Genomic DNA, 23,883 nt, shown 5'->3' with positions numbered 1-23,883 from the left:
AGAAATGTTTACTCATGTTGAAAGTTTCAAATCAGCTTTTCTAGAAAAGTTAGAGACGATGTATGGTAAAAGTTTCAAAGACTCTACAACTCGTGATCAATACAATACGCTTGGATACATGGTACGTGAATATATGAATAGTCAATGGATTGCAACGAACGAAAGCTATCGGTCTGGAGAGCGAAAGCAAATGTATTACTTATCCATTGAGTTTTTACTTGGACGTTTGCTTGGAAGTAACATATTAAATTTAGGCATTAGGGATGTATGTGAGCAAGGACTTTCTGAGCTAGGGATTTCGTTGCAAGAATTAGAAGAGGTGGAAGCAGATGCAGGTCTTGGAAATGGTGGACTTGGCCGATTAGCAGCCTGTTTTCTTGATTCACTTGCATCGTTAAACTTACCAGGTCATGGCTGTGGCATTCGTTACAAACACGGCTTATTTGATCAAAAAATTGTTGATGGTTATCAAGTTGAATTTCCAGAACAGTGGCTTCTTCATGAAAACGTATGGGAAGTAAGAAGGCATGATCAAGCTGTAGAAGTAAGTTATTTCGGCAATGTTGAACCGCTATACATTGATGGGCGTTTAGAGTTCAGGCATACGAATGCAGAAGTGATTATGGCAGTACCATATGACGTTCCAGTAGTAGGTTATGAGACGAGTACTGTAAACACACTCAGACTTTGGAATGCCGAACCAGTTCCTTTCCCGCAAAATTGCAAAGATATTTTGAAATATAAGCGTGAAACAGAGGCGGTATCGGAGTTTTTATATCCAGATGATACGCATGATGAGGGAAAAATACTTCGTTTGAAACAACAGTATTTCCTCGTATCAGCAAGTCTGCAAAATATCGTTCGTCTGCATAGAGAAAGATATGGTGACCTTCGTCAATTGCATGAAAAAATTGCGATTCACATTAATGATACACATCCAGTTTTGGCGATTCCAGAACTGATGCGTATTTTATTAGATGAAGAAAAACTAGCATGGGAAGAAGCTTGGAACATAACGACGCAAACGATTTCTTATACGAATCATACGACTTTATCAGAAGCACTTGAGAAGTGGCCAATTCACATTTTTAAACCGTTATTACCGAGAATTTATATGATTATTGAAGAGATTAATGAACGTTTCTGTCATGAGCTTTGGGAACGTTATCCATATGAATGGCATCGTATTGAAGAGATGGCAATTATTGCGCATGATCTTGTGAAAATGGCTCATTTAGCAATTGTCGGTAGCCATAGCATAAATGGTGTAGCAAAAATTCATACGGAAATTTTAAAGCAACGTGAAATGCGATTGTTTTATGAGTTTTATCCAGATAAGTTTAATAATAAAACGAATGGAATCGCTCATAGACGCTGGTTAATGAAGGCGAATCCACAGCTGACGAACCTTATTTCAGAGGCGATTGGAACAGAGTGGAAGAAAGAACCGATTAAGCTTCAAGCGCTGCAATTAGTTCAACACGATGCGAGTTTCCAAGAGAAATTTGCAGAGGTAAAACAAGAGCGTAAAGAGATTTTAGCGGAGCGTATTTATAATAAAATGGGGATTACAATTGATCCTAATTCTATTTTTGATGTGCAAGTAAAAAGACTGCATGCTTACAAACGACAATTATTAAACGTTCTTCATATTTTATATTTGTATAACCGTTTGAAAGAGGATGCTAGTTTTACATTTTATCCGCGCACTTTTATTTTTGGAGCGAAAGCATCACCTGGCTATTACTATGCGAAAAAAATTATTAAACTAATTAATGAACTCGCAAGGAAAGTGAATAATGATCCGTACGTAAGCCAATATATGAAAGTTATCTTTCTAGAAAACTATCGAGTGTCTTTAGCAGAAGATATATTCCCAGCTGCGGATGTTAGTGAGCAAATTTCAACTGCGAGTAAAGAAGCATCAGGAACAGGTAATATGAAATTTATGATGAATGGTGCGATCACACTCGGAACGTTAGACGGTGCTAATGTTGAAATAAAAGACAGAGTCGGTGATGATAACTGTTTCATTTTCGGTTTAACGGCGGAGGAGGTTCTTCATTACTATCAAAATGGTGGATATCGTGCAAGTGATTATTATCACCACAATATGCATATTAAAAAAGTAGTAGATCAGTTAACGAATGGTTTCTTTGCACATTCGGGAGCTGAATTTGAAGCAATTTATGATTCTCTCGTTATTCAAAATGATGAATACTTCGTTCTGCGAGATTTTGGTCCATATGCGGAAAGGCAAGAAGCTGTTGGTAGAGCTTATGAGAATCGAACGAAGTGGCTAGAAATGTCGATTTTAAATATTGCACAATCTGGTCATTTTGCGAGCGATCGAACGATTTTGCAGTATAGTAATGAGATTTGGGGTATTGGTAATGCGGTTACACAGTATTAAGTGAAGGTCCCTTTTAAAAGAGGAATATAATCGCTTAAAAAACCGAGCTTAATCTCATTAAGCTCGGTTTTCTTTTTTTGCTTAAGAAAGAAATGGGATAGCGGTATAGATTATACCCTTTCCGCCGTATTCTCCTGTCGCAAAGTATGAAAATGTAAAGAAACCTGTAAACGTAAAAATTACAATGAGAAAAAGTGCAAAGATAAATTTTAGCATGTAAGGTCCCCTCATCCAAAAATAACTTCATATATTATTATAGTATAAGGATATTTAATTTCCAATTGTTTACTGGTTAAAAATGAGAAGTCAGACATGTTTTGTATGTTGTAATGGCATGATTATTTGTAATAGATTTTGTGTTTTTTGTAAAAGTCATGTTGTGATGAACGTGTGCATATTCCCAATCACGATCATTAAAATTTATGTTTCGAGGAGGGAGAAGTGGAACGACATCAAATAAGTTGACGAAACGAAAGCTACTAGCTACTTGCAGTTTATAATAATTTCGAAAGGCGATATCCCCAACTTTTGGAGAGGCAAATGTATAAAGACCGTACTGTGCGAAGGCGGTGTTGATACGCGCATCGAGTATATGTAGTGTGGCGAGCGCGCCGCCTAAGCTATGACCTGTTGCAAGAAGTTTTTTATGGGCTGGTAGTGATACGAGCATATCCATAATAGAATCTCGGCAAGATTCATAAATGGAAAGAAAGCCGTTATGGACATTTCCGCTGTTTAAAGCATATGGGTATGGTTTTTGGTTAACGAGTGAATCGATAATCCAGTCTGTATCTGTTTGTGTCCCGCGAAAAGCTACAATAATCGTATCCTCAGATTCTAGTATGAATCCGAACCATTCTGTCGTTTGAATGGTTTTTCCTTGAAAGCCTTGTACATATTGAAAACCATCTGGTATTTCGAAAATCCCATTTTGTTTATATTGTTCATACGTTAACTCACAACAAGAAGCTAACAATATGGCAGTATCTTTATCGAAGGATAAAGGAGTACGCATTAAGGAAGCCCTCCTTAAGAAAAGGTATAGTTCAATATATGCAGTGAGGGACTTGATTCATTCTTTGGAGGAAGTTTGAAAATTAGGTTTGAACCTTTATAAATATGAAGAAGAAGCGCGGCCAAATGAGGCTATGGAATCCAAAGTGGTTTATACAGTCAAAAAAAAGATAGTTCCCTATGAAGGAGACTATCTCTTTTTTGTTTTATCCCGCTTTAATGGGCAGTAAGACCCCCACCTCAAAATTCAGCGATTAAAGTTTCACTTTATTCTTTCCCATCTAAAAGACGTCCAAGTCCGCCTAAAACGCTGCCTTCACCGCTGTTTTGAGCTGCTGGGCTTGTAAGGCGTGCTGCTAAACGGCTAAGTGTTAAGGACTGAATCCAAACCGTTCCAGGACCTTCTAACGTTGCGAAGAATAAACCTTCGCCGCCAAATAGAGCTGTTTTTACTTTTCCAACGAATTGAACATCGTAGTTAACGTCTTTTGTCATGGCAACGAGACAACCTGTATCGATGCGAAGTCTTTCGCCAGGTTTTAATTCACGCTTGTATACAGTTCCGCCTGCATGCATGAAAGCAAGTCCATCACCTTCAAGTTTCTGCATGATGAAACCTTCCCCACCGAAGAAACCAGTTCCGATTTTTTTCGTAAACTCGATTCCGATAGAAACGCCTTTTGCTGCACAAAGAAACGCATCTTTTTGGCAAACTACTTTTCCTTGATATTCTGTTAAATCTACAGGAACAATTTTACCAGGATAAGGAGCAGCAAAAGATACGTGGCGCTTGCCGTGACCTGTATTTGTAAATACAGTCATAAACATACTTTCACCTGTAACAAGACGCTTACCAGCGCCCATTAATTTACCGAATAGACCACTAGATGGGCCAGAACCATCACCAAAAATGGTTTCCATTTCGATATGATCTTCCATCATCATCATTGCGCCAGCCTCTGCGATAACGCTTTCTTCTGGATCTAATTCAATTTCAACAAACTGCATATCATCACCATATAATTTATACTCGATTTCATGTGCTTGCATTTTTTCACCTCATCATATGTAGTAATTATATTGTACCGAAATCAAAGAAATTAGAATACTGTAGATTTGTTAATTTTTAAATAAAAATAGAATGAAAATTTAAGGTTATACTAGGATTATAAAAAAATATGGGTTGAAAGTGTTCTCATTTGACGTTTTTGATATAGCATGATATAGTGAAAGCACTATTGAGCTACATAATGTGGTACGGAAATAAAGCACGTTGTATTAAAGGCTGTAAGCTTGTTATACATTCATGTCCTTTATATCCACCTTTTCATGTGGATTCATAGTTTCATTTTTATTTAGGAGGTACATGACATGCAAACAGGTAAAGTTAAATGGTTTAACGGCGAAAAAGGTTTTGGCTTCATCGAAGTTGAAGGCGGAGAAGACGTATTCGTACATTTCTCAGCTATCCAAGGCGAAGGCTTCAAAACTTTAGAAGAAGGTCAAGAAGTTTCTTTCGAAATCGTTGAAGGAAACCGCGGACCACAAGCAGCTAACGTTACAAAAAACTAATTAGCTAGCGATAAAAAGCATTCCGATTTTCGGAATGCTTTTTTTTATCCCGCTTTAATGGGCATAAAAGTCCGATTGGTTCAGTGGGGGATGAAGAAAATCCCCACTGATTAAAGTTTCACTTTATTCTTTGGAACTCGATTCATTTGAGGATAATTCACCCTTAAAGGTACGCTCTTCAAAGTCATCAAGCATTTGTTCATATTCTTCATGCTCTTCCGTAGCGAAAACTTGTGGGTTTTTTCCATACATATCTGTACCGATAAAGTTTTCGAAATCCTCTACGTAGCCTACATTTTCCTCGCTATTTACGTACATGCCATTATAGTTTTTTGAATCTTGTCTTTCTAAATCAGACGGTGTTTCAGACGTTCCGTAATTGGCAACATCTTGCCATGCATCTTCCGCATCGTATTCAACAGAATGATCTTCATCGTGTTTGTGGAAAGAAGGAGACAACACTTCTTCTTCAACTGGTCGTGTATTCATATTTAACTTACTTGTCGTGTGCTGGATGCATGTTGTAGCGGTCGGCATTGCTTCTAATCTTTCAAATGGAATTTCTTCGCCAGACACTTCGCAAATGCCGTACGTACCCGCTTCTATTTTTTGCAGGGCGTGTTTCGTATCCTCTAGCTGTTTATGCCAAAGTTCAATAAGTCCGAAGTCTTTTTCGCGTTCATATAGCTCTGTTGCCATATCAGCTGGATGGTTATCGTAGCTAGATAATTCTCCAACGGAATCACGTTCAGATGCACGATCTTCATTTTCATGTGTTTGTATCGTTTGCTCTAGTTCTTGTTTTTGTTTTTCTAAAACAGATTTAAATTGATTTATTTGTTGTGGAGTTAACATAGTCGTCCACCTTCCTACAATTCAGTTTCTTTACATAGTATGAACGTTGCGAGTAGGAATTATGAGCTGAAATTGGTATATGAAAAAGGAGCCGCGTTAGCAGCTCCTTTTAAAGGAAGTATCCAAGTAGTAATCCGATTCCCATGAGGAGACCGAAGATTGTATTTGTTTTTGCTGTGGCAATCATTGCAGGTACCATTTCCATTGGAATGCTTTTGCCGATAAAGCCTTTCGTCGCTTTAAATGCTTTCGGTGCACTTAAAAATACGATAAGCATCCATGGTGATACGATGCCTACGATAATTAAAGCAATTGTCCAAATGTAGGAAACGATGAACATAGAAGCAAGTACACCAACGGCTCTTTCACGTCCAACGAGAATTGCTAACGTTTTACGGCCATTTTCTTTATCTCCATCTAAGTCACGAATGTTATTAGCTAGTAGAATGGCACCAATTAAAATCGAACTTGGAATAGATAGTAAAATGACTTCTGATGTTACAGTTCCAGTTTGAATAAAGAATGAAATCCCAATAATGATAACACCCATAAATAATCCGGCTGTTAACTCTCCAAATGGTGTATATGCAATTGGAAGTGGGCCACCTGTATAAAGGTAAGCAACGGCCATACAAACAAGACCGATTGCCGCAAGCCACCAGCTAGAATTCATGCAAATATAAACACCTAATAGTATTGCGATGCCGAAAAATCCAAATGCTAAGTTAAGCACCGTTTTTGGCTGAATGCCATCGCGAACGATAGCGCCGCCGATACCAACTGACCCTTCGTGATCAAGTCCTCTTTTATAATCAAAGTATTCATTAAACATGTTTGTTGCTGCTTGAATGAGAAGACAAGCAAGAAGCATCATAAGGAAAAGAGGGAGATGTATTTGATTTATGCCTCCGACCTGCATTGCATATGCTGTTCCGATGAAAACAGGAACGAAAGCTGCTGTTAATGTATGGGGACGTAGTAAACTCCACCAAATGCGCCAGCCTGTTTGCTTACTTGGCTTTGGCGCCGTAGGAGAGGAATTCGTTTCGACGTTCATTTCCATGCTGAATCCTCCTTTGGTCACATATTGTACACAACTAAGTGTAGAAAAAGCATCATTTAGTGTCAACGTTTATTTTCTAGGAAGAGAAGGTGAATTTCTCAGAAATGCTAAACGTTGACAGGCCTTTCGTTTGAGGTGTATCTTAAAATCAAGCGTAATTATGACTATTTTTCGCCCATAGGGGGGAGACAATTGTGATTCAAACGAAACAAATAGGCTTGCAAGAAGTTCTTGCTGCAGCTATTAAGCGTGCAACTGATGAAAAAATATTGGTGAGCTTCGTGAAACAAATAGACTGGATGGATCCGCTTCTGTTTTATGCAGCAGGTAAAAGGATTGCATTCGAAAATAGATGTTATTTTGCAGACCCAGCTCAGCATGTAATATTTGCTGGAATTGGCTCTGTTTTCACTATAGCAACTGCTTCTCAAAAACGCTTTCAAACTACTCGTGAAGAGTGGGATAAAGTAAAAGAGAAAGCATTTGTACAAAGAGAAAAATACGAATTTGGAACAGGTCCTCTTTTATTTGGTGGATTTTCATTTGACCAAGAAAAAGAGAAAACGGACTTATGGAAAGAATTTGATGATACGACATTTTCACTACCAGCATTTTTATTGACTGTAAAAAATGAAAAAGCATGGTTAACAATGAATACATTCGTTTCAGCAACAGATTGTGCAGAAACTCTTTATAACGAAATTGTTTCTTTAGAAGAGAAAATTTTTGGGGAGAGTAAATGTGCACTAGAAGGATTGAAATTAACAGTTACCTCTAAAGTAGAAGTGGATCCAAAAGGCTGGATGAAGGCCATTGAGAAAGTGCAAGATGAGATGAAGCAGGGAAACGTGCAGAAGGTTGTATTAGCGAGGGAGCTAAAAATAGAGATGGATCATCATATTGATTCTGCTCTCGTTTTAGAAGCACTTCGCATAGGGCAACCAGATTGTTACGTATTTTCTTTTGATTATAAAGGAGCATGCTTCTTAGGAGCGACGCCAGAGAGATTAATTCGCAAAGAAGATGAGAAGTTTACTTCAATGTGTCTTGCTGGTTCAACTGGTCATGGTCAATCTATAGAAGAAAGTAAACGAAATAGTAATGCGCTTCTTCATGATGAAAAGAATTTAGCTGAACACGGTTATGTTGTGAACATGATCAGATCGGTATTAAATGAGCACTGCCAATCTGTTAATATTCCGGAAAGTCCGGGCTTATTAACAACGAAAAACTTAATTCATTTATATACGCCTGTGGAGGCAAAAGGCGATGCGAGTCTTTTAACAATGGTAGAAGAATTACATCCAACGCCAGCTCTTGGCGGGACACCTCGTTTGGAAGCGATGAAACTGATTCGTGATGTTGAATTGTTAGACAGAGGATTATATGGTGCACCGATTGGCTGGATAGATGATGAAGGAAATGGTGAGTTTGCGGTTGCGCTTCGCTGCGGATTATTAAATGGCGAGAAAGCATCCTTATTTGCCGGTTGTGGGATTGTAATTGATTCAGTACCGCAACTTGAATATGAAGAAACAAGTTTGAAGTTTAGACCGATGCTTGGTGCTTTGGAGGAATTAATGAAATGAACAATCATATAGAAGCATTGTCATATTATTTAGGCGCGTTCGTGGATGAACTGACGCGTCTAAATGTATGTGATGTTGTCATTAGTCCAGGCTCACGGTCAACACCGATTGCTTTGCTAATGGAACAACATGAAGGAATGAACACATATTTACATGTAGATGAAAGATCAGCAGGATTTTTTGCGCTCGGTATCGCAAAAGCGAAAAAACGTCCTGTTGCATTATTATGTACGTCAGGAACGGCAGCAGCGAACTACTATCCAGCTGTATGTGAAGCTTTTCATTCACGAGTGCCGCTTATCGTTTTAACGGCAGATAGACCGCATGAATTAAGAGATGTTGGTGCACCACAAGCGATGAATCAATTCAATTTATACGGTACATTTGTGAAGCAATTTACAGAGATGGCACTTCCAGAAGCGAGTGAAGCGATGTATCATTACGCTCGCATGACGACGCAGCGCACGATAGCAAGCGCACTTCTAGCGCCGCAAGGACCTGTTCATCTTAATTTTCCAGTTCGCGAACCTCTTATCCCAGATTTCTCATTAGAAGGTTTATGGGATAAAGGACGCGGGGAATATACAGGAGTAGTTCAGCAAGGGAACGTGATGATGCCGAGTGAATATGTAGATTCTCTTGTAGGGCGCCTTTCACATATGGAAAAGGGGCTTATTATTTGTGGAGATGATAGTCATCCAGAAATCGCAGCGTTTGCAACGCAATTAGCTGAAAAAACGGGATATCCAATATTAGCGGATCCACTTTCTAATATTCGTAGTGGACATCACGATAAAACGATGGTAATCGACTGTTACGACACATTTTTACGAAATGAGCTGTTAAAGGAAACGTGGAAGCCAGAAGTTATGATTCGCTTTGGTGGTATGCCTGTTTCGAAAGCATTAACGCAGTTCATTAAAAAACAGACGAAAGCTGTTCATATCGTTGTTGAGGAATCTGGACAATGGAGAGATCCAGCTCTCGTTGCGACAGAAGTTGTACAGGCAAGTGATATTGCATTTTGCAGTGCACTAATAGAAAAAATGCCAGCTATGAAAAAGAATGATTGGTTCGGAATGTGGCAACATATAAACGAAAAAACGAAGGAAACGCTTCGTGAAATGGAAACATATGATACTGCATTTGAAGGGAAAGTTATTACGGATATTGTCCGTGTATTACCAGAAGGGGCAACATTATTTGCGAGTAATAGTATGCCAATTCGTGATACAGATTCATTCTTCTTCACATCGGATAAAAATATTCAAGTGATGGCGAACCGTGGTGTAAATGGGATTGATGGTATAATTTCCACAGCTTTAGGAGCAAGCATTATTTGCGATCCGCTCGTATTAGTAATTGGTGATTTATCATTTTATCACGATTTAAATGGGTTATTAGCTGCAAAATTACATGAATTAAACATAACGATTGTCGTTGTAAATAATGACGGTGGTGGTATTTTCTCATTCTTACCACAGTATGAGAAAAAGGAACACTTCGAATCATTATTTGGTACTCCAATTGGGCTTGATTATGAGCATGTTGTCAAAATGTACGGTGGTTCATTTAGCCGTGTAAATGGTTGGGAGCAATTCCGAGAAGAGGTACAAAAAGGAACAAGGGCGGACGGTTTACACGTTGTAGAAATTTGTACGAACCGTGATGAAAACTTAACATTGCACCGTAAATTATGGGCAAAAACGCAGGATGTAATTACTACATCGTTGCAAGGTGAATCAAAATGAACGTAACGCTGCAAGGTGTATCGTATGAATATGAAGTAGTCGGAAGCGGAGAACCACTTCTACTTCTTCATGGTTTTACGGGAAGCATGGAAACGTGGCGTTCTTTCGTTCCTTCTTGGAGCGAGCAATTTCAAGTCATTTTAGTAGACATTGTTGGGCACGGAAAAACGGAAAGTCCTAAAGATGTAATGCATTATGATATTCGAAATGTAGCATTGCAAATGAAAGAACTACTGGATTACCTTCATATTGAAAAAGCACACATACTTGGCTATTCAATGGGCGGTAGACTGGCGATTACGATGGCATGTTTATATCCGGAATATGTACATTCTCTTTTATTAGAAAATTGTACAGCTGGGCTCAAAAGTGAAGAGGACAGAAAAGAACGTCGTGAAAAAGATGAGCGACTTGCTCATAAAATTGAGCGAGAAGGCATCAATAGTTTTGTATCGATGTGGGAAAATATTCCGCTGTTTGAAACGCAAAAACGTTTAGCACAAAATGCACAAGAAGCGGTGCGAAACGAACGACTTGCTAACGATCCAAAAGGACTTGCAAATAGCTTGCGCGGCATGGGAACAGGGGCTCAGCCTTCATGGTGGGACGAGCTGCCAAATTTAAAAGTGCCTTCTCTTTTAATGAACGGGGAGTATGATGAAAAGTTCTTTCGCATATTAAAAAACATCGAAAAATGCGTCTCTGACGCGAAATTTGTCAAAATTGATGGTGCTGGCCATGCAATTCATGTGGAACAACCGGAAAAGTTTGATACAATAGTAAAGGGATTTCTAAAAACTATGCAGTGATGCTTTTTTCATCTAAGAAAGAAGTTGCACTTATAGAGGAAATCAGAAATATACAAGGAGGTAGTTGTAATGGCTATTGAATGGGTAAAAGAAGGCAATTACGAAGATATTATTTATTCAACATACAATGGTATCGCAAAGATTTCGATTAACCGTCCTGAAGTACATAACGCATTCCGTCCTAAAACGGTAATGGAGTTAATCAACGCTTTTGCACACGCTCGTGATGATGCAAATGTTGGCGTTATCATTTTAACAGGTGAAGGTGGACGTGCATTCTGTTCTGGCGGCGACCAAAAAGTTCGCGGTCATGGTGGATATGTAGGTGACGACCAAATCCCTCGTTTAAACGTATTAGACTTACAACGTCTAATTCGCGCAATTCCTAAACCAGTTATCGCAATGGTAGCAGGTTATGCAATCGGTGGTGGACACGTACTTCATATCGTATGTGACTTAACAATCGCTGCAGACAACGCTGTATTCGGACAAACAGGTCCTAAAGTAGGAAGCTTTGACGGTGGATACGGAGCTGGTTACTTAGCTCGTATGGTAGGCCACAAGAAAGCTCGCGAAATTTGGTACCTATGCCGTCAATACAGCGCACAGGAAGCGCTTGATATGGGATTAGTAAACACAGTAGTACCATTAGAAGAGCTTGAAGCAGAAACAGTACAATGGGCACAAGAAATCTTAGCAAACAGCCCAATGGCACTTCGTTTCCTAAAAGCTGCATTCAACGCAGACACAGACGGTCTAGCTGGTATTCAACAACTAGCTGGAGATGCAACGTTATTGTACTACACAACTGACGAAGCAAAAGAAGGTCGTGACGCGTTCAAAGAAAAACGCAGTCCGGACTTCGGTCAATTCCCTCGTTTCCCGTGATCAAAAGCGGAAGCAGCTTGCTTAGAACAAGAGGGCGTTGGAACTCCTGACGTAGAGGCGCTTTTTGCCTCGTAGGAAGGCGTGAAACGACCGACTGTTCTAGCTGCTGTAGCTAGATGTGATTAACCGGAAACAAAACAACTAAGAGACTTGATATCATATCAAGTCTCTTTCTTTCATGAAAGGAGAATGGATGATGGAGACGATGCCAAATTGGTTAAAGCAACGTGCATTTTTAACACCAGACCGCACTGCAATTGAAATAGAGGATGAAAAGGTTACTTTTATGCAGCTGCATGAAAAAGTAGTATCTGTTTGTGAACACCTCACGCATGTAGGAGTGAAGCGTGGGCAAAAGGTGGCTGTTCTGATGAAAAATGGTATGGAGATGATTACAGTTATTCACGCCCTATCTTACGTAGGTGCAGTAGCTGTGCTTTTAAATACGCGTCTTTCAAGAGAAGAGCTACTTTGGCAAATGGATGATGCTGAAGTTGTTTGTTTAGTGACGGATCAAGATTTTGAGGCTAAAGATGTTCCTGTATATTCATTCGCCGAAGTAATGAATGGACCGAAGGCGGAAGCCTCTATACAAGAAGAATTCTCTTTAGAAGAAGCGATGACAATTATTTATACGTCTGGGACGACGGGGAAACCGAAAGGCGTTATTTTAACGTACGGCAATCACTGGGCAAGCGCGGTTGGCTCTTCGCTTAATTTAGGGCTTCGTGATGATGATTGCTGGTTAGCTTGTATGCCGATGTTCCACGTTGGCGGGTTATCTCTTTTAATGAAAAATATTATGTACGGCATGCGCATTTTACTCGTTCCGAAATATGATGCTGATTTTATTCATAAAGCACTTCAGACGAGAGGCGTAACGATTATTTCTGTCGTTTCTAAAATGTTAACAGATCTATTAGAGAGACTAGGAGAAGAGACATATCCATCTTCTTTACGATGCATGTTACTTGGCGGAGGACCAGCGCCGAAACCGTTACTTGAAACATGTGTAGAAAAAGGAATTCCTGTGTATCAAACGTACGGTATGACAGAAACGTCGTCGCAAATTTGTACGTTATCAGCAGATTATATGTTAACGAAAGTAGGATCAGCCGGGAAACCACTATTTCAGTGCCAACTTCGTATTGAAAAAGATGGCGTAGTAGTGGCGCCGTTTGCGGAAGGCGAGATTGTAGTAAAAGGACCGAACGTAACAGGTGGTTATTTTAACCGTGAAGATGCGACGCGCGAAACCATTCAAAATGGATGGCTTCATACTGGTGACCTCGGTTATTTAGATGAAGAAGGATTTTTATATGTACTAGATCGCCGCAGTGATTTAATTATTTCTGGCGGAGAGAATATATATCCGGCTCAAATTGAAGAAGTGTTGCTTTCTCATCCGATGGTAGCGGAAGCAGGTGTCGTCGGCATGACTGACGATAAATGGGGACAAGTACCCGCTGCTTTTGTTGTAAAAAGCGGAGAGGTAACAGAAGAAGAAATTCTTCATTTTTGCGAGGAGAAATTAGCGAAATATAAAGTGCCGAAAAAAGCATGTTTCTTAGAGGAATTACCACGAAATGCTTCGAAAAAATTGTTAAGACGAGAGTTAAGAGAATTAGTGGAGGAGATCTAAGTGGAAATAAAAAAAGCGACACTGCATATAACGGAAATGCCACTCGTAATCCCGTTTACTGCAAGCTACGGAACGTATGAGAAGCGTGAGAGCATCGTCATTGAATTAGAAGATACGGACGGGTACATTGGATTCGGCGAAGTCGTTGCGTTCTCTGAACCGTGGTATACGGAAGAAACAGTGAAGACAGTGCTGCATGTACTACAAGATTTTTTATTACCTGATTTATTAAAAGCTGAAATTTCCCATCCGAATGAAGTGCCAGGTTTGTTCCAGCATATAAAAAGAAACCGAATGGCAAAGGCCGGAATTGAAGGAGCTGTTTGGGATTTATACGCAAAGCGTGAACAGAAATCGCTAGCGACGTTACTTGGCGGAACTAGGGCTGAAATTGAAGTTGGTGTTGTGGTTGGTATCAATACAATTTCGGTTATGTTAAAACAAATCGAGAAGTACGCAGAAGAAGGGTACGAGCGTTTTAAAGTGAAAATAAAGCCAGAGCATGATTATGAATTATTGAAAGAAATTCGTAAAGAATTCCCGCATATCCCGTTAATGGCTGATGCAAATTCAGCCTATACGTTAGCAGATACGGAGAAATTGAAACGCCTAGATGAATTTCAATTGATGATGATTGAACAACCGTTAGCGGATTACGATTTTCTTGATCATGCACAGCTGCAAAAGAAAATAGAAACGCCTATTTGTTTAGACGAAAGCATCCATAGTTTAGAAGACGCGCGCGTTGCGATTACGCTGGGCAGTTGCCGCATCGTAAATATTAAACCAGGGCGAGTGGGTGGATTAACAGAGTCTATTCAAATCCATAATTATTGCATGGAGCATAACATACCCGTTTGGTGCGGCGGTATGGTAGAGATGGGGATTTCACGAGCGCAAAATGTTGCGCTTGCTTCGTTACCGAACTTTACGATTCCTGGCGATATATCTGCTTCTAGTAGGCACTGGGAGAGGGATATTATTTCGCCGGAAGTTATGCTTGAGGGCGGAAAAGTGATTGTACCGCAAAGCGTTGCTACTGAGTATGAAGTAGACCGCGGAAGGTTGGCGGAAATTACGAAGCAGCGAATTGTTTTGGAGCGGTAGGTTGAGTCTTTAAAATAGCGGGCGAATTTCGTCGTTAATTATCGGTAAGTCGATATTCCTTATCGAAACGTCGATATAATCTCATTTAATAAGGTTACTCTCGTGAGTAACCTTTTCGTATTGTACAAATTGGATAGACTAGTTTACAATCGAGCGTATATAAGGGGGAGTAATATGAAGCGCATTTCAATTTTAATAGCGGATGATGAGGCAGAAATTGCTGATTTAATTGAGATACATTTAGAAAAAGAAGGTTACCACGTCGTGAAAGCAGCTGATGGGGAAGAGGCAATTCATGTTATTGAAACGCAGCCAATCGACTTAGTGGTTTTAGATATTATGATGCCAAAAATGGATGGTTATGAAGTGACGCGTCAAATTCGCGCGAAGCATCATATGCCAATCATTTTCTTAAGTGCGAAAACGTCTGATTTTGATAAGGTGACAGGTCTTGTATTAGGTGCAGATGATTATATGACGAAACCTTTTACACCAATTGAATTAGTTGCGCGTGTAAATGCACAATTACGCCGATTTCTTACGTTAAATCAGCCGAAAGTAGCGGAGAGTAAATCTGCTTTAGAGGTAGGCGGAGTTGTTATTGATCCTGAGCGAAGAACTGTAAATGTGTACGGAGAACAAGTTGAATTAACACCAAAAGAGTTTGATATTTTGTATTTATTAGCGAGTCATCCGAAGAAAGTGTACAATGTGGAAAATATTTTTCAGCACGTATGGGCCGATGATTATTTTGAAGGCGGAAATACAGTTATGGTACATATTCGCACGTTGCGGAAAAAACTTGGGGAAGATAAAAGAAAGAATAAGTTAATAAAAACAGTGTGGGGAGTAGGTTATACTTTCAATGGCTAAAAAGATGAGAAGCTTTCGCTCGAAGATGGTTATGCTATTTGCGTTAAGTATGATATTTGCTGGTGGCGTAACGTATATCATTTATGAAGGATTACGGATCTATTATAAATTAGTCGTTCGTTTTGAAGATCCGTTAGCTCAATTTCGTTCTATGGTAAGACAAATTGGGGATGTTAATTTCTTTTTAATTATTTTCATCCCTCTATCCATTATGTTTTTCTTCTTCCTTACTAGACCGTATGTAAAATATTTTGATGAGATTTCAAGCGGGATTCATCATTTGGCGAACGGAAATTTTTCAAATGAAGTGCGCGTGTCATCAAATGATGAGTTTGGATATATCGCACGTGAAATAAATGTAGCGAGTGAAAAATTAAAGGAAGCAGTAGAACGAGGAGACTTTGCAGAAAGTAGTAAAGACCAACTCATTGTTAACTTAGCTCACGATTTAAGAACGCCGTTAACATCTGTTTTAGGTTATTTAGATTTAATTCTTAAAGATGAGAATTTGACGAAGGAACAAATTAAACACTTTTCCACAATTGCTTTTACGAAATCCGAAAGGCTGGAAAGTTTAATTGATGAATTATTTGAAATCACAAGAATGAATTATGGGATGTTGCAGCTAGAAAAAAGATCAATTGATATAGGTGAATTGCTTATTCAGTTAGATGAAGAATTATATCCGTTATTAGAAAAGAAGGGTTTAGAAGCGAGATTACATATCGCACCGCATTTACCTATTAACGGTGACGGGAAATTGTTAGCGAGGGTATTTGAAAATCTTTTAACGAATGCAATTCGCTACGGATACGATGGGAAATTTGTTGATGTGAACGGATATATTGAAGGCGAAGAGGTAGTCGTACAAATTATTAATTACGGAGATAGCATTCCGGAAGAAGATTTACCGTATCTTTTTGATATGTTTTATACAGGTGATAAGGCAAGATCAGAGCAACAAGGTGGTACAGGCCTTGGGCTATTTATTGCGAAAAATATTGTTGAGCAGCATGACGGGACGATTTCTGCTGAAAGTAATGTGATTAGAACGATATTTGAAGTAAGGTTGCCAAAAGAAGAGAGCGAAGCAATTTAATAAAAATTTAAACTTTACCCCACTTTTTATTTTAATAGTTTTTTCTATTCTATACGTAAGTTACGTTAAGGAGGAACTAGGAATGAAAAAGTGGGTATTTATTTCTCTTTTTATAGCGTGCACAATCTGCGTAGGTTTTTATATATCACCATTATTTCAAAAAGAGATCGATGTTAAAATTGCCGACAAAGATAATACGGTAAGAGCTACGAATACGGAAAATATAGAGGTTACAAAAGAAGAAATTTATAAAGGGGATCTATTATTAGTTAACAAAGATTACCCAGTAAAAAAAGATAGTATTAGGTCCGATATTATAAATGTAAATCATAATAGTGAATTAGTAAGAGGTTATGTAATATTTGATAGAAATCTTCGCTTATCAAAGAGTGTTGTGAAAAATTTTTTGAACGTTGTCGATGCAGCTGGAAAAGATGGCGTGCAGCATTTCTTAATGAATAGCGGATATCGAGATTTTAAAGAGCAAGAAAAGTTATATGAAAAAATGGGCTCTGACTATGCACTTCCAGCAGGATACAGTGAACATAATTTAGGATTATCACTCGACGTTGGATCTACGCAAAAGAAAATGGAGAAAGCGCCTGAAGGAAAGTGGATTGAAGAGAATGTATGGAAGCACGGCTTTGTTTTACGCTATCCGAAAAATAAAAGCGATATTACAGGCATTCAATATGAGCCGTGGCATATACGTTATGTCGGCTTACCTCATAGTGCGATTATGCAAAAAGAGAAAATTACATTGGAGGAATACTTAGATTTCTTAAAAGACAAAAAAGAAATTTCAACGAATGTAGAAGGTAAGAAATATACGGTTTCTTATTATAAAGTTTCTGGGAACAGGAAAGTGAATGTTCCGGTAAATAAGCAGTATGAAATTTCGGGGAATAATATGGATGGGGTTATTGTGACGGTTCAGGAATAGATAATCTTGATTCTCCCATAATAGTGCTCTATTACGGGAGAATCAAAATAGAGGAATAGGTACAATTCTCAATGAATTTTATTCAGAGTAAAAAAGGTCGGAGCTTCATCAACATTCTTCAGCCATATATACCCTTGACTATGTAAGTTATCCTTCATCCAGACATCGCCTTTATATACATTTGTTTTCTTGCGAAGCCAAGTAAGATAAGGTCCAATAACTTGAGGGTCTTCATCACGTTCATTCTGTTTTGGGAATGAGATTTGTTTCTGTTCTTCTGTTTTTATATTGATCATATAAAGTGTTGTAAACATCGTCGGAACAGGGCCTTCTTTCCATGCCTTATTTTCTGTTGCACGAGCCACAACCACTTTGTTTGGTGAAAACCATTCTAAATCAAGGTCTACATAACCGACAGGTGTGTAGACCTTTTGTTGTTTTGCTGTTACCATGTCTGCCACTGTGAATTTTTTATTTTCTACAAAAAACCTTCCTTCTCCTGAAATATAGGCCAGTTGGTTGGCTGATGGAGCCCACTTCATCCAGTCTTTGAACCATAGCATGTTACCAATCGTTCGAAAGTGTTTCCCTTGTGATGAGATAACACATAATGTATTGCTATCCATTGCCAAAGAGGCAGTAGGACTAGCCAAAAAACTAATCCATTTTCCATCAGAACTCCACTTGAAATAGTTAGCGGTAATTGCAAATAAATCAGTTTCATTTGTTTGAATCGTATAAAAAGGCCTTATTTTATCTTTAGCAAGATTTGCATCTACAGGAATTTTATAAAGTGGAACCTTGCCCCATCCGGTCGGACGCAAGCAGGATTGTGAGGAGACGATAAATTCCTTTCCGTTCGGGAACCATTCGAAATCACTAACCCCAAGTGATACATTTTCAAAACCTTGTGGGCGACCGTTTTTAATTTTTGTAACGTTTAATAAACCTTGATCAGTGTAAGCCAATTGATTTTTGTTTGGCGACCACTTAAAGTCAGATGTTACGACTCTTACATAAGGCTGATAGTTTATTTTCTCTTTCGTATCATAAATGAATAAGTTAGACTTTTTCCCTGTTTCATCACTATCAATATAACCAATAAATCTCCCATCATAAGACCATTTTGGAGAATACACATATCGATTTTTTGTGATTTGTATTTCTTGATTTCCTTTCTTTATCCATAGCTGATGGTCCCGGATAAATGCAGCCGTAAGTGATGGAGGGGCTGCACTAACCGTTGTTGGTACATATAAAATGATTAAAATTATAAATAATAAAATTCGAAATCTCAAGAATATCCCTCCTGCTTATAGATTGTCCGAATATGTAATGGAAACTCATATTTTAATATAAAATTAAACATTATAACGTTATATTTACTTTTCGTTTTTTTCATGTTACTCTAAATATGTGAAAGAGATATAAAATGAAACTTTAATGTAAGCGTATTCTTATGGCTTCTTATAGAAAAGGGTGGAAATACAATGACAGAACGATTCGTACTACGTAATGTGAAACGTGTGAACGGGGAAGAGATTGACATTGTAATTGAAAATAATAAAATCGCACAGGTGACGAAAGCTGGTGCTGGCGAGGGTGGAAAGGTTCTTGATTACTCTGGTACTTACGTATCGAGTGGCTGGATTGATTTACACGTTCATGCTTTTCCAGAGTTTGATCCGTATGGCGATGAGGTAGATGAAATTGGCGTTAAGCAAGGGGTAACGACAATTGTTGATGCGGGTAGCTGCGGAGCTGATCGTATTGCAGATTTAGTAAAAAGTAGAGAACAGGCGAAAACGAATTTATTTGCCTTTTTAAATATTTCTCGCATCGGTTTGAAACGAATTGATGAATTATCCAATATGGAATGGATAGATAAAGAGAAAGTAATAGAAGTCGTAGAAAAGTATAAAGATGTAATCGTTGGGTTAAAGGCGAGAATGAGTAAAAGTGTCGTTTGTGATAGCGGAATTGAACCGCTTCATGTTGCACGCTCGTTATCTCGTGAAACATCATTACCGATTATGGTACATATCGGTTCAGCCCCTCCTCGCATTGAGGAAGTTGTACCTCTTTTAGAAAAAGATGATGTGATTACGCATTACTTAAACGGGAAAGAAAATAATTTATTTGATGAAGAAGGCAAACCGCTACCTGTATTACTAGATGCAGTGAAGCGCGGTGTTCATTTAGATGTTGGTCATGGTAATGCTAGTTTTTCTTTTAAAGTAGCAGAAGCGGCGAAGCGTCACGATATTGCCTTTAATACAATTAGTACAGATATTTACCGGAAGAACCGTATACACGGTCCAGTGTATAGTATGGCTCATGTTCTTTCGAAATTCCTTTACTTAGGTTATCCGCTAGAAGAAGTAATTAATGCGGTTACGAAAAATGCGGCAGAGTGGCTGAAAAAACCAGAGCTTGGCCGTATTCAAGAAGGCGATATTGCAAACTTAACTTTATTTACGGTGAAAGATGAGAAGGTTACGTTAATTGATTCAGAAGGGGATCAGCGCGTTGCTGAAAGAAGAATTGATACGAAAGGGGTTGTAATCAATGGGTCATTCATTGAATGCTAAGTACGGATTAAAAAGAGTGATTAATGCGAGCGGTAGAATGAGTATTTTAGGTGTATCCGCTCCTACAGATACAGTTATGGATGCGATGAAACATGGTGGACAAAATTATGTAGAAATTGCTGATTTAGTAGATAAAGCGGGAGACCATATTGCGAGAATTCTAGATTCAGAGGCAGCAGTGGTTGTAAATTCAGCATCGAGCGGAATTGTACTTTCTATCGCTGGTATCGTTACAGAAGGAAACCGTCGTAAAAGTGAAAGACTTCATCAAGAGGTCATCGCGAAAAACGAAGTGATTATGTTAAAAGGTCATAACGTTCAATACGGTGCTCCTGTTGAAACGATGATTTATTTAGGCGGCGGTAAACTTGTAGAAGTTGGTTACGCAAATGAAGGGAAAGCAGAGCATATTGAAGATGCGATTGGTGAAAATACAGCAGCGATTCTGTATGTGAAATCCCATCATGCCGTGCAAAAAAATATGATTTCTGTTGAAGAAGCATGGGAAGTTGCGCAGCGAAATAACATACCACTGATCGTCGATGCAGCAGCTGAAGAAGATATTCAAAAATATGTGAAGTATTCAGACCTTGCCATTTATAGCGGTTCAAAGGCGATTGAAGGGCCGACTTCTGGTATTGTCGGCGGGAAACGAAAATATATTGAGTGGCTGAAAGTGCAATTACATTGCATCGGAAGAAGTATGAAAGTGGGGAAAGAAACAACTTTCGGCTTACTTCAAGCGCTTGATGAGTACGGAGTAAAAGAAGATAAAAGTGAACAAGAAAAAGAGTTGTTACAAGTACTTATGCCGCTGAAAGAATTAAACGGTGTGAATGTAACAATCGTGCAAGATGAAGCAGGAAGAGCGATCTTTAGAGCACGCATTCACATTAACGAGCACGAGTTAAATAAATCAGCAAAAGACGTTGTAGCAGCATTACGAGAAGGGGAAATCGCCATTTACACACGTGATTACGGCGTAAGACAAGGATTCTTTGATATCGATCCACGTCCACTTCAAGGTGATGACATACATGTGATTGAAGAAAAAATGAGAGAAATTGTAGGGGGAAACTAAAATGACAAACATTCAAAAACGTTTTTATAAAGGACGCGTAGCATTAAATGTATTAGCGAACAATATCCAAAATGCGAAAGATATTTTTGAAGCAGCAGAAGGTTATGTAGTAGTGGGAGTGTTATCAAAAGACTACCCAACAGTAGAAGAAGCAGTTACAGCGATGAAAGCATACGGAAAAGAAATTGATGACGCGGTATCAATCGGACTAGGAGCAGGAGATAATCGCCAAGCGGCAGTTGTAGCTGAAATTGCGAAGTATTATCCTGGTAGCCATATTAACCAAGTGTTCCCTTCAGTTGGAGCGACACGTGCAAATCTTGGCGGAAAAGATAGCTGGATTAATAGTTTAGTATCACCAACAGGAAAAGTAGGGTACGTAAATATTTCTACTGGTCCAATTAGTGCAGCTGGAGAAGAAAAAGCAATCGTTCCAATTAAAACAGCGATCGCACTTGTACGTGATATGGGCGGAAATTCATTGAAATACTTCCCAATGAAAGGTTTAGCTCATGAAGAAGAATATCGCGCAGTTGCGAAAGCATGTGCGGAAGAAGGATTTGCATTAGAGCCAACAGGCGGAATTGATAAAGAAAACTTCGAAACAATTGTACGTATCGCGCTAGAGGCAAACGTAGAGCAAGTTATCCCGCACGTGTACTCTTCTATTATTGATAAAGAAACTGGTAATACGAAAGTAGAAGATGTTCGTGAATTATTAGCGGTCGTGAAGAAGTTAGTTGATCAATATGCGTAAGAAAATTGCAGCATTTGGCGAAGTAATGATGCGCCTGCAAGTACCAGGATATGAATTGTTGTCACAAGCTAACACATTAAATTACTCATTTTCTGGTACAGGTGTGAACGTTGTAGCAGCACTTTCTCATCTCGGGCATGAAGGCTTTCTTATTTCAACCTTACCGGAAAACTCTGTTGGGGATGCTGCGATATCACATATTCAAAAGTTAGGCATTCGGGCGCCGTTTATTTCAAGAGGCGGTAAATATGTCGGCATGTACTTTTTAGAAAATGGATTTGGAGCACGTGCAAGCCGCGTTACATATTCAAATCGACTAGAAAGTAGCTTCAATACGGCGTCTGAAGAGATGTACCAGTTTGAAGAAATCGCCAAGGAAATTGATATCGTTCATTTTTGCGGGATTACACTTGCGATGAATGATACGGTGCGCCATCATATGAAATCTTTAGCGAAAGCAGTTAAAGAAAACGGAGGCATTGTCGTTTTTGATTGCAATTATCGTCCATCGCTTTGGGGAGAAGATGGATATGAGCAGGCGAAACCGCATTATGAAGAAATGCTAGCTCTTGCTGATATCGTTATGATGAATGAAAAAGATGCAATGTTCGTTCTTGGAATGCAAACAGAAGAGACGGAGCGAGAGGCGCAACTTGTTGATCTTATTCCGAAAGTGGCTGAAACATATCATATTGCTACAATTGCTGGTACACATCGCTCTATTAATAGCGATAATACACACTCGCTTCGCGGGTTTATATGTAAAGATGGTGCGTTCACTTTTGCAAAAACACTTACGTTTTCTGTATATGATAGAATAGGTGCTGGAGATGCTTATACGAGCGGGATTATTCATGGCGAGATAGAAGAGTTTGCACCAGAGAAAGCTGTTTCATTTGCGTCAGCAGCTGGAATGCTTGCACATACAATCGTCGGTGATACGCCAATGTCATCAGAGAAGGATATACTTCGGGCAATGACGGCATCAGTAGGTGATGTAGAAAGGTAGTGGGTGTAACGGTGAACGTAACGAGAAAAAAAGGACCATTATATTTACAAATAAAAAATATTATTCGTGATCGAATATTGCATGGTGTATATGCGATTCATACGAATATTCCTTCCGAACCGCAGTTAGAAGAAGAGTTCAAAGTAAGTAAAATTACAGTGCGGAATGCGATTAAAGAACTTGCTCAAGAAGGATATTTGGAAAAGAAAAGCGGTAAAGGAACGAAAGTCATTCGTAATACTTCTGCGACAAAGTTGTCAAAGGGTAAGAAATTTACAGAAGTATTAGTGGAAGAAGGATATAAAGTACAGAAGAAATTGCTAAAAGCAGAAATCGTTCATAATGAAGAAGGAACAGTGCCGTTTCGATTATTTGGTAAGGAGTGTTTCCGTATCGAACGTTTATATGCGTTAAATGATACGCCGTACATTCATTATACGCACTACTTCTCAGCACACATGGCAAGCACAGATTTATCGGACTTTGACTTGCAATCGCTTTACGATTTGGTCGAGGACAGAGGTATACATTTAGAAAACTTCAGAGATGAATTCGCAGTTGGTGCCGCTCCTAATTTCGTTGCAGAAGCGTTAGGTGAAAAAGAAGGGACAGCGTTATTAAAACGTATGCGCTATTCTTACGATGAAGTTGGCGAAGTAATTGAATATAGCGAAGGCTACTACAATACAGAAATGCAGCATTATGTAGTGAATTATGACGTATAAAAAGAGGGTATTCGCCCTCTTTTTTTATAAAGTGGAACTTTAATTGGATTCATCCCGCGCCACTCAGGTGTTGCTGTCCATAAATACGGGGTAAAAGTAAGG

General features: G+C 38.9%; 22 protein-coding genes. 16 read left to right on the top strand and 6 right to left on the bottom strand.

Annotated elements, in window-relative coordinates; all coding sequences use genetic code 11:
• Positions 1 to 4: 4 nt before the first annotated feature.
• Entirely contained in the window at positions 5 to 2,413 is a 2,409-nt protein-coding gene (glgP, locus tag K5S59_RS14695) for a glycogen phosphorylase (RefSeq protein WP_120450967.1), read from the top strand.
• A gap of 81 nt (positions 2,414 to 2,494) precedes the next feature.
• On the opposite strand, the gene K5S59_RS30180 is transcribed toward glgP, so the two are convergent.
• From K5S59_RS30180 to K5S59_RS14685, 3 genes are all read right to left on the bottom strand, one after another.
• On the bottom strand, positions 2,495 to 2,629 hold the full coding sequence (locus tag K5S59_RS30180; protein ID WP_097845763.1) for a hypothetical protein: 135 nt from the start codon (positions 2,627 to 2,629) through the stop codon (positions 2,495 to 2,497).
• Positions 2,630 to 2,705: 76 nt separating this feature from the next.
• Positions 2,706 to 3,428 carry a lipase family protein gene (locus tag K5S59_RS14690; RefSeq protein ID WP_001260118.1) on the bottom strand — a complete coding sequence of 241 codons (723 nt, stop codon included), beginning with the start codon at positions 3,426 to 3,428 and terminating at the stop codon, positions 2,706 to 2,708.
• A 266-nt stretch (positions 3,429 to 3,694) separates the two neighbouring features.
• Positions 3,695 to 4,477: a TIGR00266 family protein gene (locus tag K5S59_RS14685; RefSeq protein WP_001147832.1), complete on the bottom strand. Its 783-nt coding sequence runs from the start codon at positions 4,475 to 4,477 to the stop codon at positions 3,695 to 3,697.
• Between the two features lie 321 nt (positions 4,478 to 4,798).
• On the opposite strand from K5S59_RS14685, the gene cspD reads away from it, so the two are divergent.
• Complete coding sequence (gene cspD / locus K5S59_RS14680) at positions 4,799 to 4,999, top strand: cold-shock protein CspD (protein ID WP_001193053.1); 201 nt, start codon at positions 4,799 to 4,801, stop codon at positions 4,997 to 4,999.
• A 123-nt stretch (positions 5,000 to 5,122) separates the two neighbouring features.
• Here cspD and K5S59_RS14675 read toward each other — a convergent pair whose 3' ends face one another.
• Both K5S59_RS14675 and K5S59_RS14670 read right to left on the bottom strand, forming a co-directional pair.
• On the bottom strand, positions 5,123 to 5,854 hold the full coding sequence (locus K5S59_RS14675) for a yteA family sporulation protein (protein WP_000957370.1): 732 nt from the start codon (positions 5,852 to 5,854) through the stop codon (positions 5,123 to 5,125).
• Between the two features lie 109 nt (positions 5,855 to 5,963).
• Entirely contained in the window at positions 5,964 to 6,917 is a 954-nt protein-coding gene (locus K5S59_RS14670; protein WP_000425753.1) for a 1,4-dihydroxy-2-naphthoate polyprenyltransferase, read from the bottom strand.
• Between the two features lie 194 nt (positions 6,918 to 7,111).
• Here K5S59_RS14670 and K5S59_RS14665 point away from each other — a divergent pair, with 194 nt between their 5' ends.
• From K5S59_RS14665 to K5S59_RS14625, 9 genes are all read left to right on the top strand, one after another.
• A complete protein-coding gene (locus tag K5S59_RS14665; RefSeq protein ID WP_000616709.1) occupies positions 7,112 to 8,506 on the top strand; it encodes an isochorismate synthase in 1,395 nt (464 codons plus the stop codon).
• Positions 8,503 to 10,257 (top strand): 2-succinyl-5-enolpyruvyl-6-hydroxy-3-cyclohexene-1-carboxylic-acid synthase, encoded by a 1,755-nt coding sequence (gene menD / locus K5S59_RS14660; protein ID WP_001059222.1) that lies wholly within the window; start codon positions 8,503 to 8,505, stop codon positions 10,255 to 10,257. Before K5S59_RS14665 ends, menD begins: the two co-directional genes overlap by 4 nt.
• The gene (menH, locus tag K5S59_RS14655) at positions 10,254 to 11,066 is read left to right on the top strand and encodes a 2-succinyl-6-hydroxy-2,4-cyclohexadiene-1-carboxylate synthase (protein WP_120450966.1); all 813 of its coding nucleotides are present in this window, start codon (positions 10,254 to 10,256) and stop codon (positions 11,064 to 11,066) included. Before menD ends, menH begins: the two co-directional genes overlap by 4 nt.
• A gap of 69 nt (positions 11,067 to 11,135) precedes the next feature.
• Positions 11,136 to 11,954: a 1,4-dihydroxy-2-naphthoyl-CoA synthase gene (gene menB / locus K5S59_RS14650; protein ID WP_000963888.1), complete on the top strand. Its 819-nt coding sequence runs from the start codon at positions 11,136 to 11,138 to the stop codon at positions 11,952 to 11,954.
• 196 nt (positions 11,955 to 12,150) lie between these two features.
• Complete coding sequence (locus tag K5S59_RS14645) at positions 12,151 to 13,596, top strand: o-succinylbenzoate--CoA ligase (RefSeq protein WP_174718031.1); 1,446 nt, start codon at positions 12,151 to 12,153, stop codon at positions 13,594 to 13,596.
• Positions 13,597 to 14,703, top strand: coding sequence for an o-succinylbenzoate synthase (gene menC / locus K5S59_RS14640; RefSeq protein WP_120450964.1), 1,107 nt, complete (start codon positions 13,597 to 13,599; stop codon positions 14,701 to 14,703). It abuts the gene before it with no gap.
• Between the two features lie 174 nt (positions 14,704 to 14,877).
• Positions 14,878 to 15,576: a response regulator transcription factor gene (locus K5S59_RS14635; RefSeq protein WP_098873483.1), complete on the top strand. Its 699-nt coding sequence runs from the start codon at positions 14,878 to 14,880 to the stop codon at positions 15,574 to 15,576.
• Complete coding sequence (locus tag K5S59_RS14630; RefSeq protein WP_001085275.1) at positions 15,569 to 16,675, top strand: HAMP domain-containing sensor histidine kinase; 1,107 nt, start codon at positions 15,569 to 15,571, stop codon at positions 16,673 to 16,675. Before K5S59_RS14635 ends, K5S59_RS14630 begins: the two co-directional genes overlap by 8 nt.
• A gap of 82 nt (positions 16,676 to 16,757) precedes the next feature.
• Positions 16,758 to 17,618 carry a M15 family metallopeptidase gene (locus K5S59_RS14625; protein ID WP_120450963.1) on the top strand — a complete coding sequence of 287 codons (861 nt, stop codon included), beginning with the start codon at positions 16,758 to 16,760 and terminating at the stop codon, positions 17,616 to 17,618.
• 68 nt (positions 17,619 to 17,686) lie between these two features.
• Here K5S59_RS14625 and K5S59_RS14620 read toward each other — a convergent pair whose 3' ends face one another.
• Positions 17,687 to 18,916, bottom strand: coding sequence for a translocation protein TolB (locus K5S59_RS14620; protein WP_098873480.1), 1,230 nt, complete (start codon positions 18,914 to 18,916; stop codon positions 17,687 to 17,689).
• A 192-nt stretch (positions 18,917 to 19,108) separates the two neighbouring features.
• On the opposite strand from K5S59_RS14620, the gene K5S59_RS14615 reads away from it, so the two are divergent.
• Genes K5S59_RS14615 through K5S59_RS14595 form a run of 5 tightly spaced genes read left to right on the top strand, consistent with a single transcriptional unit; the run spans position 19,109 to position 23,781 of the window.
• The gene (locus tag K5S59_RS14615) at positions 19,109 to 20,209 is read left to right on the top strand and encodes an amidohydrolase/deacetylase family metallohydrolase (protein ID WP_120450962.1); all 1,101 of its coding nucleotides are present in this window, start codon (positions 19,109 to 19,111) and stop codon (positions 20,207 to 20,209) included.
• On the top strand, positions 20,187 to 21,290 hold the full coding sequence (locus K5S59_RS14610; protein ID WP_220784060.1) for a DgaE family pyridoxal phosphate-dependent ammonia lyase: 1,104 nt from the start codon (positions 20,187 to 20,189) through the stop codon (positions 21,288 to 21,290). Before K5S59_RS14615 ends, K5S59_RS14610 begins: the two co-directional genes overlap by 23 nt.
• A 1-nt stretch (position 21,291) precedes the next feature.
• On the top strand, positions 21,292 to 22,047 hold the full coding sequence (dagF, locus tag K5S59_RS14605; RefSeq protein ID WP_000181934.1) for a 2-dehydro-3-deoxy-phosphogluconate aldolase: 756 nt from the start codon (positions 21,292 to 21,294) through the stop codon (positions 22,045 to 22,047).
• Positions 22,040 to 23,056 carry a sugar kinase gene (locus tag K5S59_RS14600; RefSeq protein ID WP_098258962.1) on the top strand — a complete coding sequence of 339 codons (1,017 nt, stop codon included), beginning with the start codon at positions 22,040 to 22,042 and terminating at the stop codon, positions 23,054 to 23,056. The genes dagF and K5S59_RS14600 overlap by 8 nt, the downstream gene beginning before the upstream one ends.
• The gene (locus tag K5S59_RS14595) at positions 23,056 to 23,781 is read left to right on the top strand and encodes a GntR family transcriptional regulator (RefSeq protein WP_000539257.1); all 726 of its coding nucleotides are present in this window, start codon (positions 23,056 to 23,058) and stop codon (positions 23,779 to 23,781) included. The genes K5S59_RS14600 and K5S59_RS14595 overlap by 1 nt, the downstream gene beginning before the upstream one ends.
• Positions 23,782 to 23,883 lie beyond the last annotated feature (102 nt).

The sequence above is a fragment of the Bacillus sp. BML-BC051 genome (assembly GCF_019656175.1).
In the GTDB taxonomy this organism is placed as follows: Bacteria; Bacillota; Bacilli; order Bacillales; family Bacillaceae_G; genus Bacillus_A; species Bacillus_A mobilis.
Note: the sequence above shows the minus strand (reverse complement) of the source record. Positions and strands in the feature narration are given on the sequence as shown.

Bases quoted from the DNA above. Each gene is read 5' to 3' on its own strand.
- glgP (WP_120450967.1), top strand. From the start codon at position 5: ATGTTTACTCATGTTGAAAGTTTCAAATCAGCTTTTCTAGAAAAGTTA.
- K5S59_RS30180 (WP_097845763.1), bottom strand. From the start codon at position 2,629: ATGCTAAAATTTATCTTTGCACTTTTTCTCATTGTAATTTTTACGTTT.
- K5S59_RS14690 (WP_001260118.1), bottom strand. From the start codon at position 3,428: ATGCGTACTCCTTTATCCTTCGATAAAGATACTGCCATATTGTTAGCT.
- K5S59_RS14685 (WP_001147832.1), bottom strand. From the start codon at position 4,477: ATGCAAGCACATGAAATCGAGTATAAATTATATGGTGATGATATGCAG.
- cspD (WP_001193053.1), top strand. From the start codon at position 4,799: ATGCAAACAGGTAAAGTTAAATGGTTTAACGGCGAAAAAGGTTTTGGC.
- K5S59_RS14675 (WP_000957370.1), bottom strand. From the start codon at position 5,854: ATGTTAACTCCACAACAAATAAATCAATTTAAATCTGTTTTAGAAAAA.
- K5S59_RS14670 (WP_000425753.1), bottom strand. From the start codon at position 6,917: ATGGAAATGAACGTCGAAACGAATTCCTCTCCTACGGCGCCAAAGCCA.
- menD (WP_001059222.1), top strand. From the start codon at position 8,503: ATGAACAATCATATAGAAGCATTGTCATATTATTTAGGCGCGTTCGTG.
- menH (WP_120450966.1), top strand. From the start codon at position 10,254: ATGAACGTAACGCTGCAAGGTGTATCGTATGAATATGAAGTAGTCGGA.
- menB (WP_000963888.1), top strand. From the start codon at position 11,136: ATGGCTATTGAATGGGTAAAAGAAGGCAATTACGAAGATATTATTTAT.
- K5S59_RS14645 (WP_174718031.1), top strand. From the start codon at position 12,151: ATGGAGACGATGCCAAATTGGTTAAAGCAACGTGCATTTTTAACACCA.
- K5S59_RS14635 (WP_098873483.1), top strand. From the start codon at position 14,878: ATGAAGCGCATTTCAATTTTAATAGCGGATGATGAGGCAGAAATTGCT.
- K5S59_RS14630 (WP_001085275.1), top strand. From the start codon at position 15,569: ATGGCTAAAAAGATGAGAAGCTTTCGCTCGAAGATGGTTATGCTATTT.
- K5S59_RS14625 (WP_120450963.1), top strand. From the start codon at position 16,758: ATGAAAAAGTGGGTATTTATTTCTCTTTTTATAGCGTGCACAATCTGC.
- K5S59_RS14615 (WP_120450962.1), top strand. From the start codon at position 19,109: ATGACAGAACGATTCGTACTACGTAATGTGAAACGTGTGAACGGGGAA.
- K5S59_RS14610 (WP_220784060.1), top strand. From the start codon at position 20,187: ATGGGTCATTCATTGAATGCTAAGTACGGATTAAAAAGAGTGATTAAT.
- dagF (WP_000181934.1), top strand. From the start codon at position 21,292: ATGACAAACATTCAAAAACGTTTTTATAAAGGACGCGTAGCATTAAAT.
- K5S59_RS14600 (WP_098258962.1), top strand. From the start codon at position 22,040: ATGCGTAAGAAAATTGCAGCATTTGGCGAAGTAATGATGCGCCTGCAA.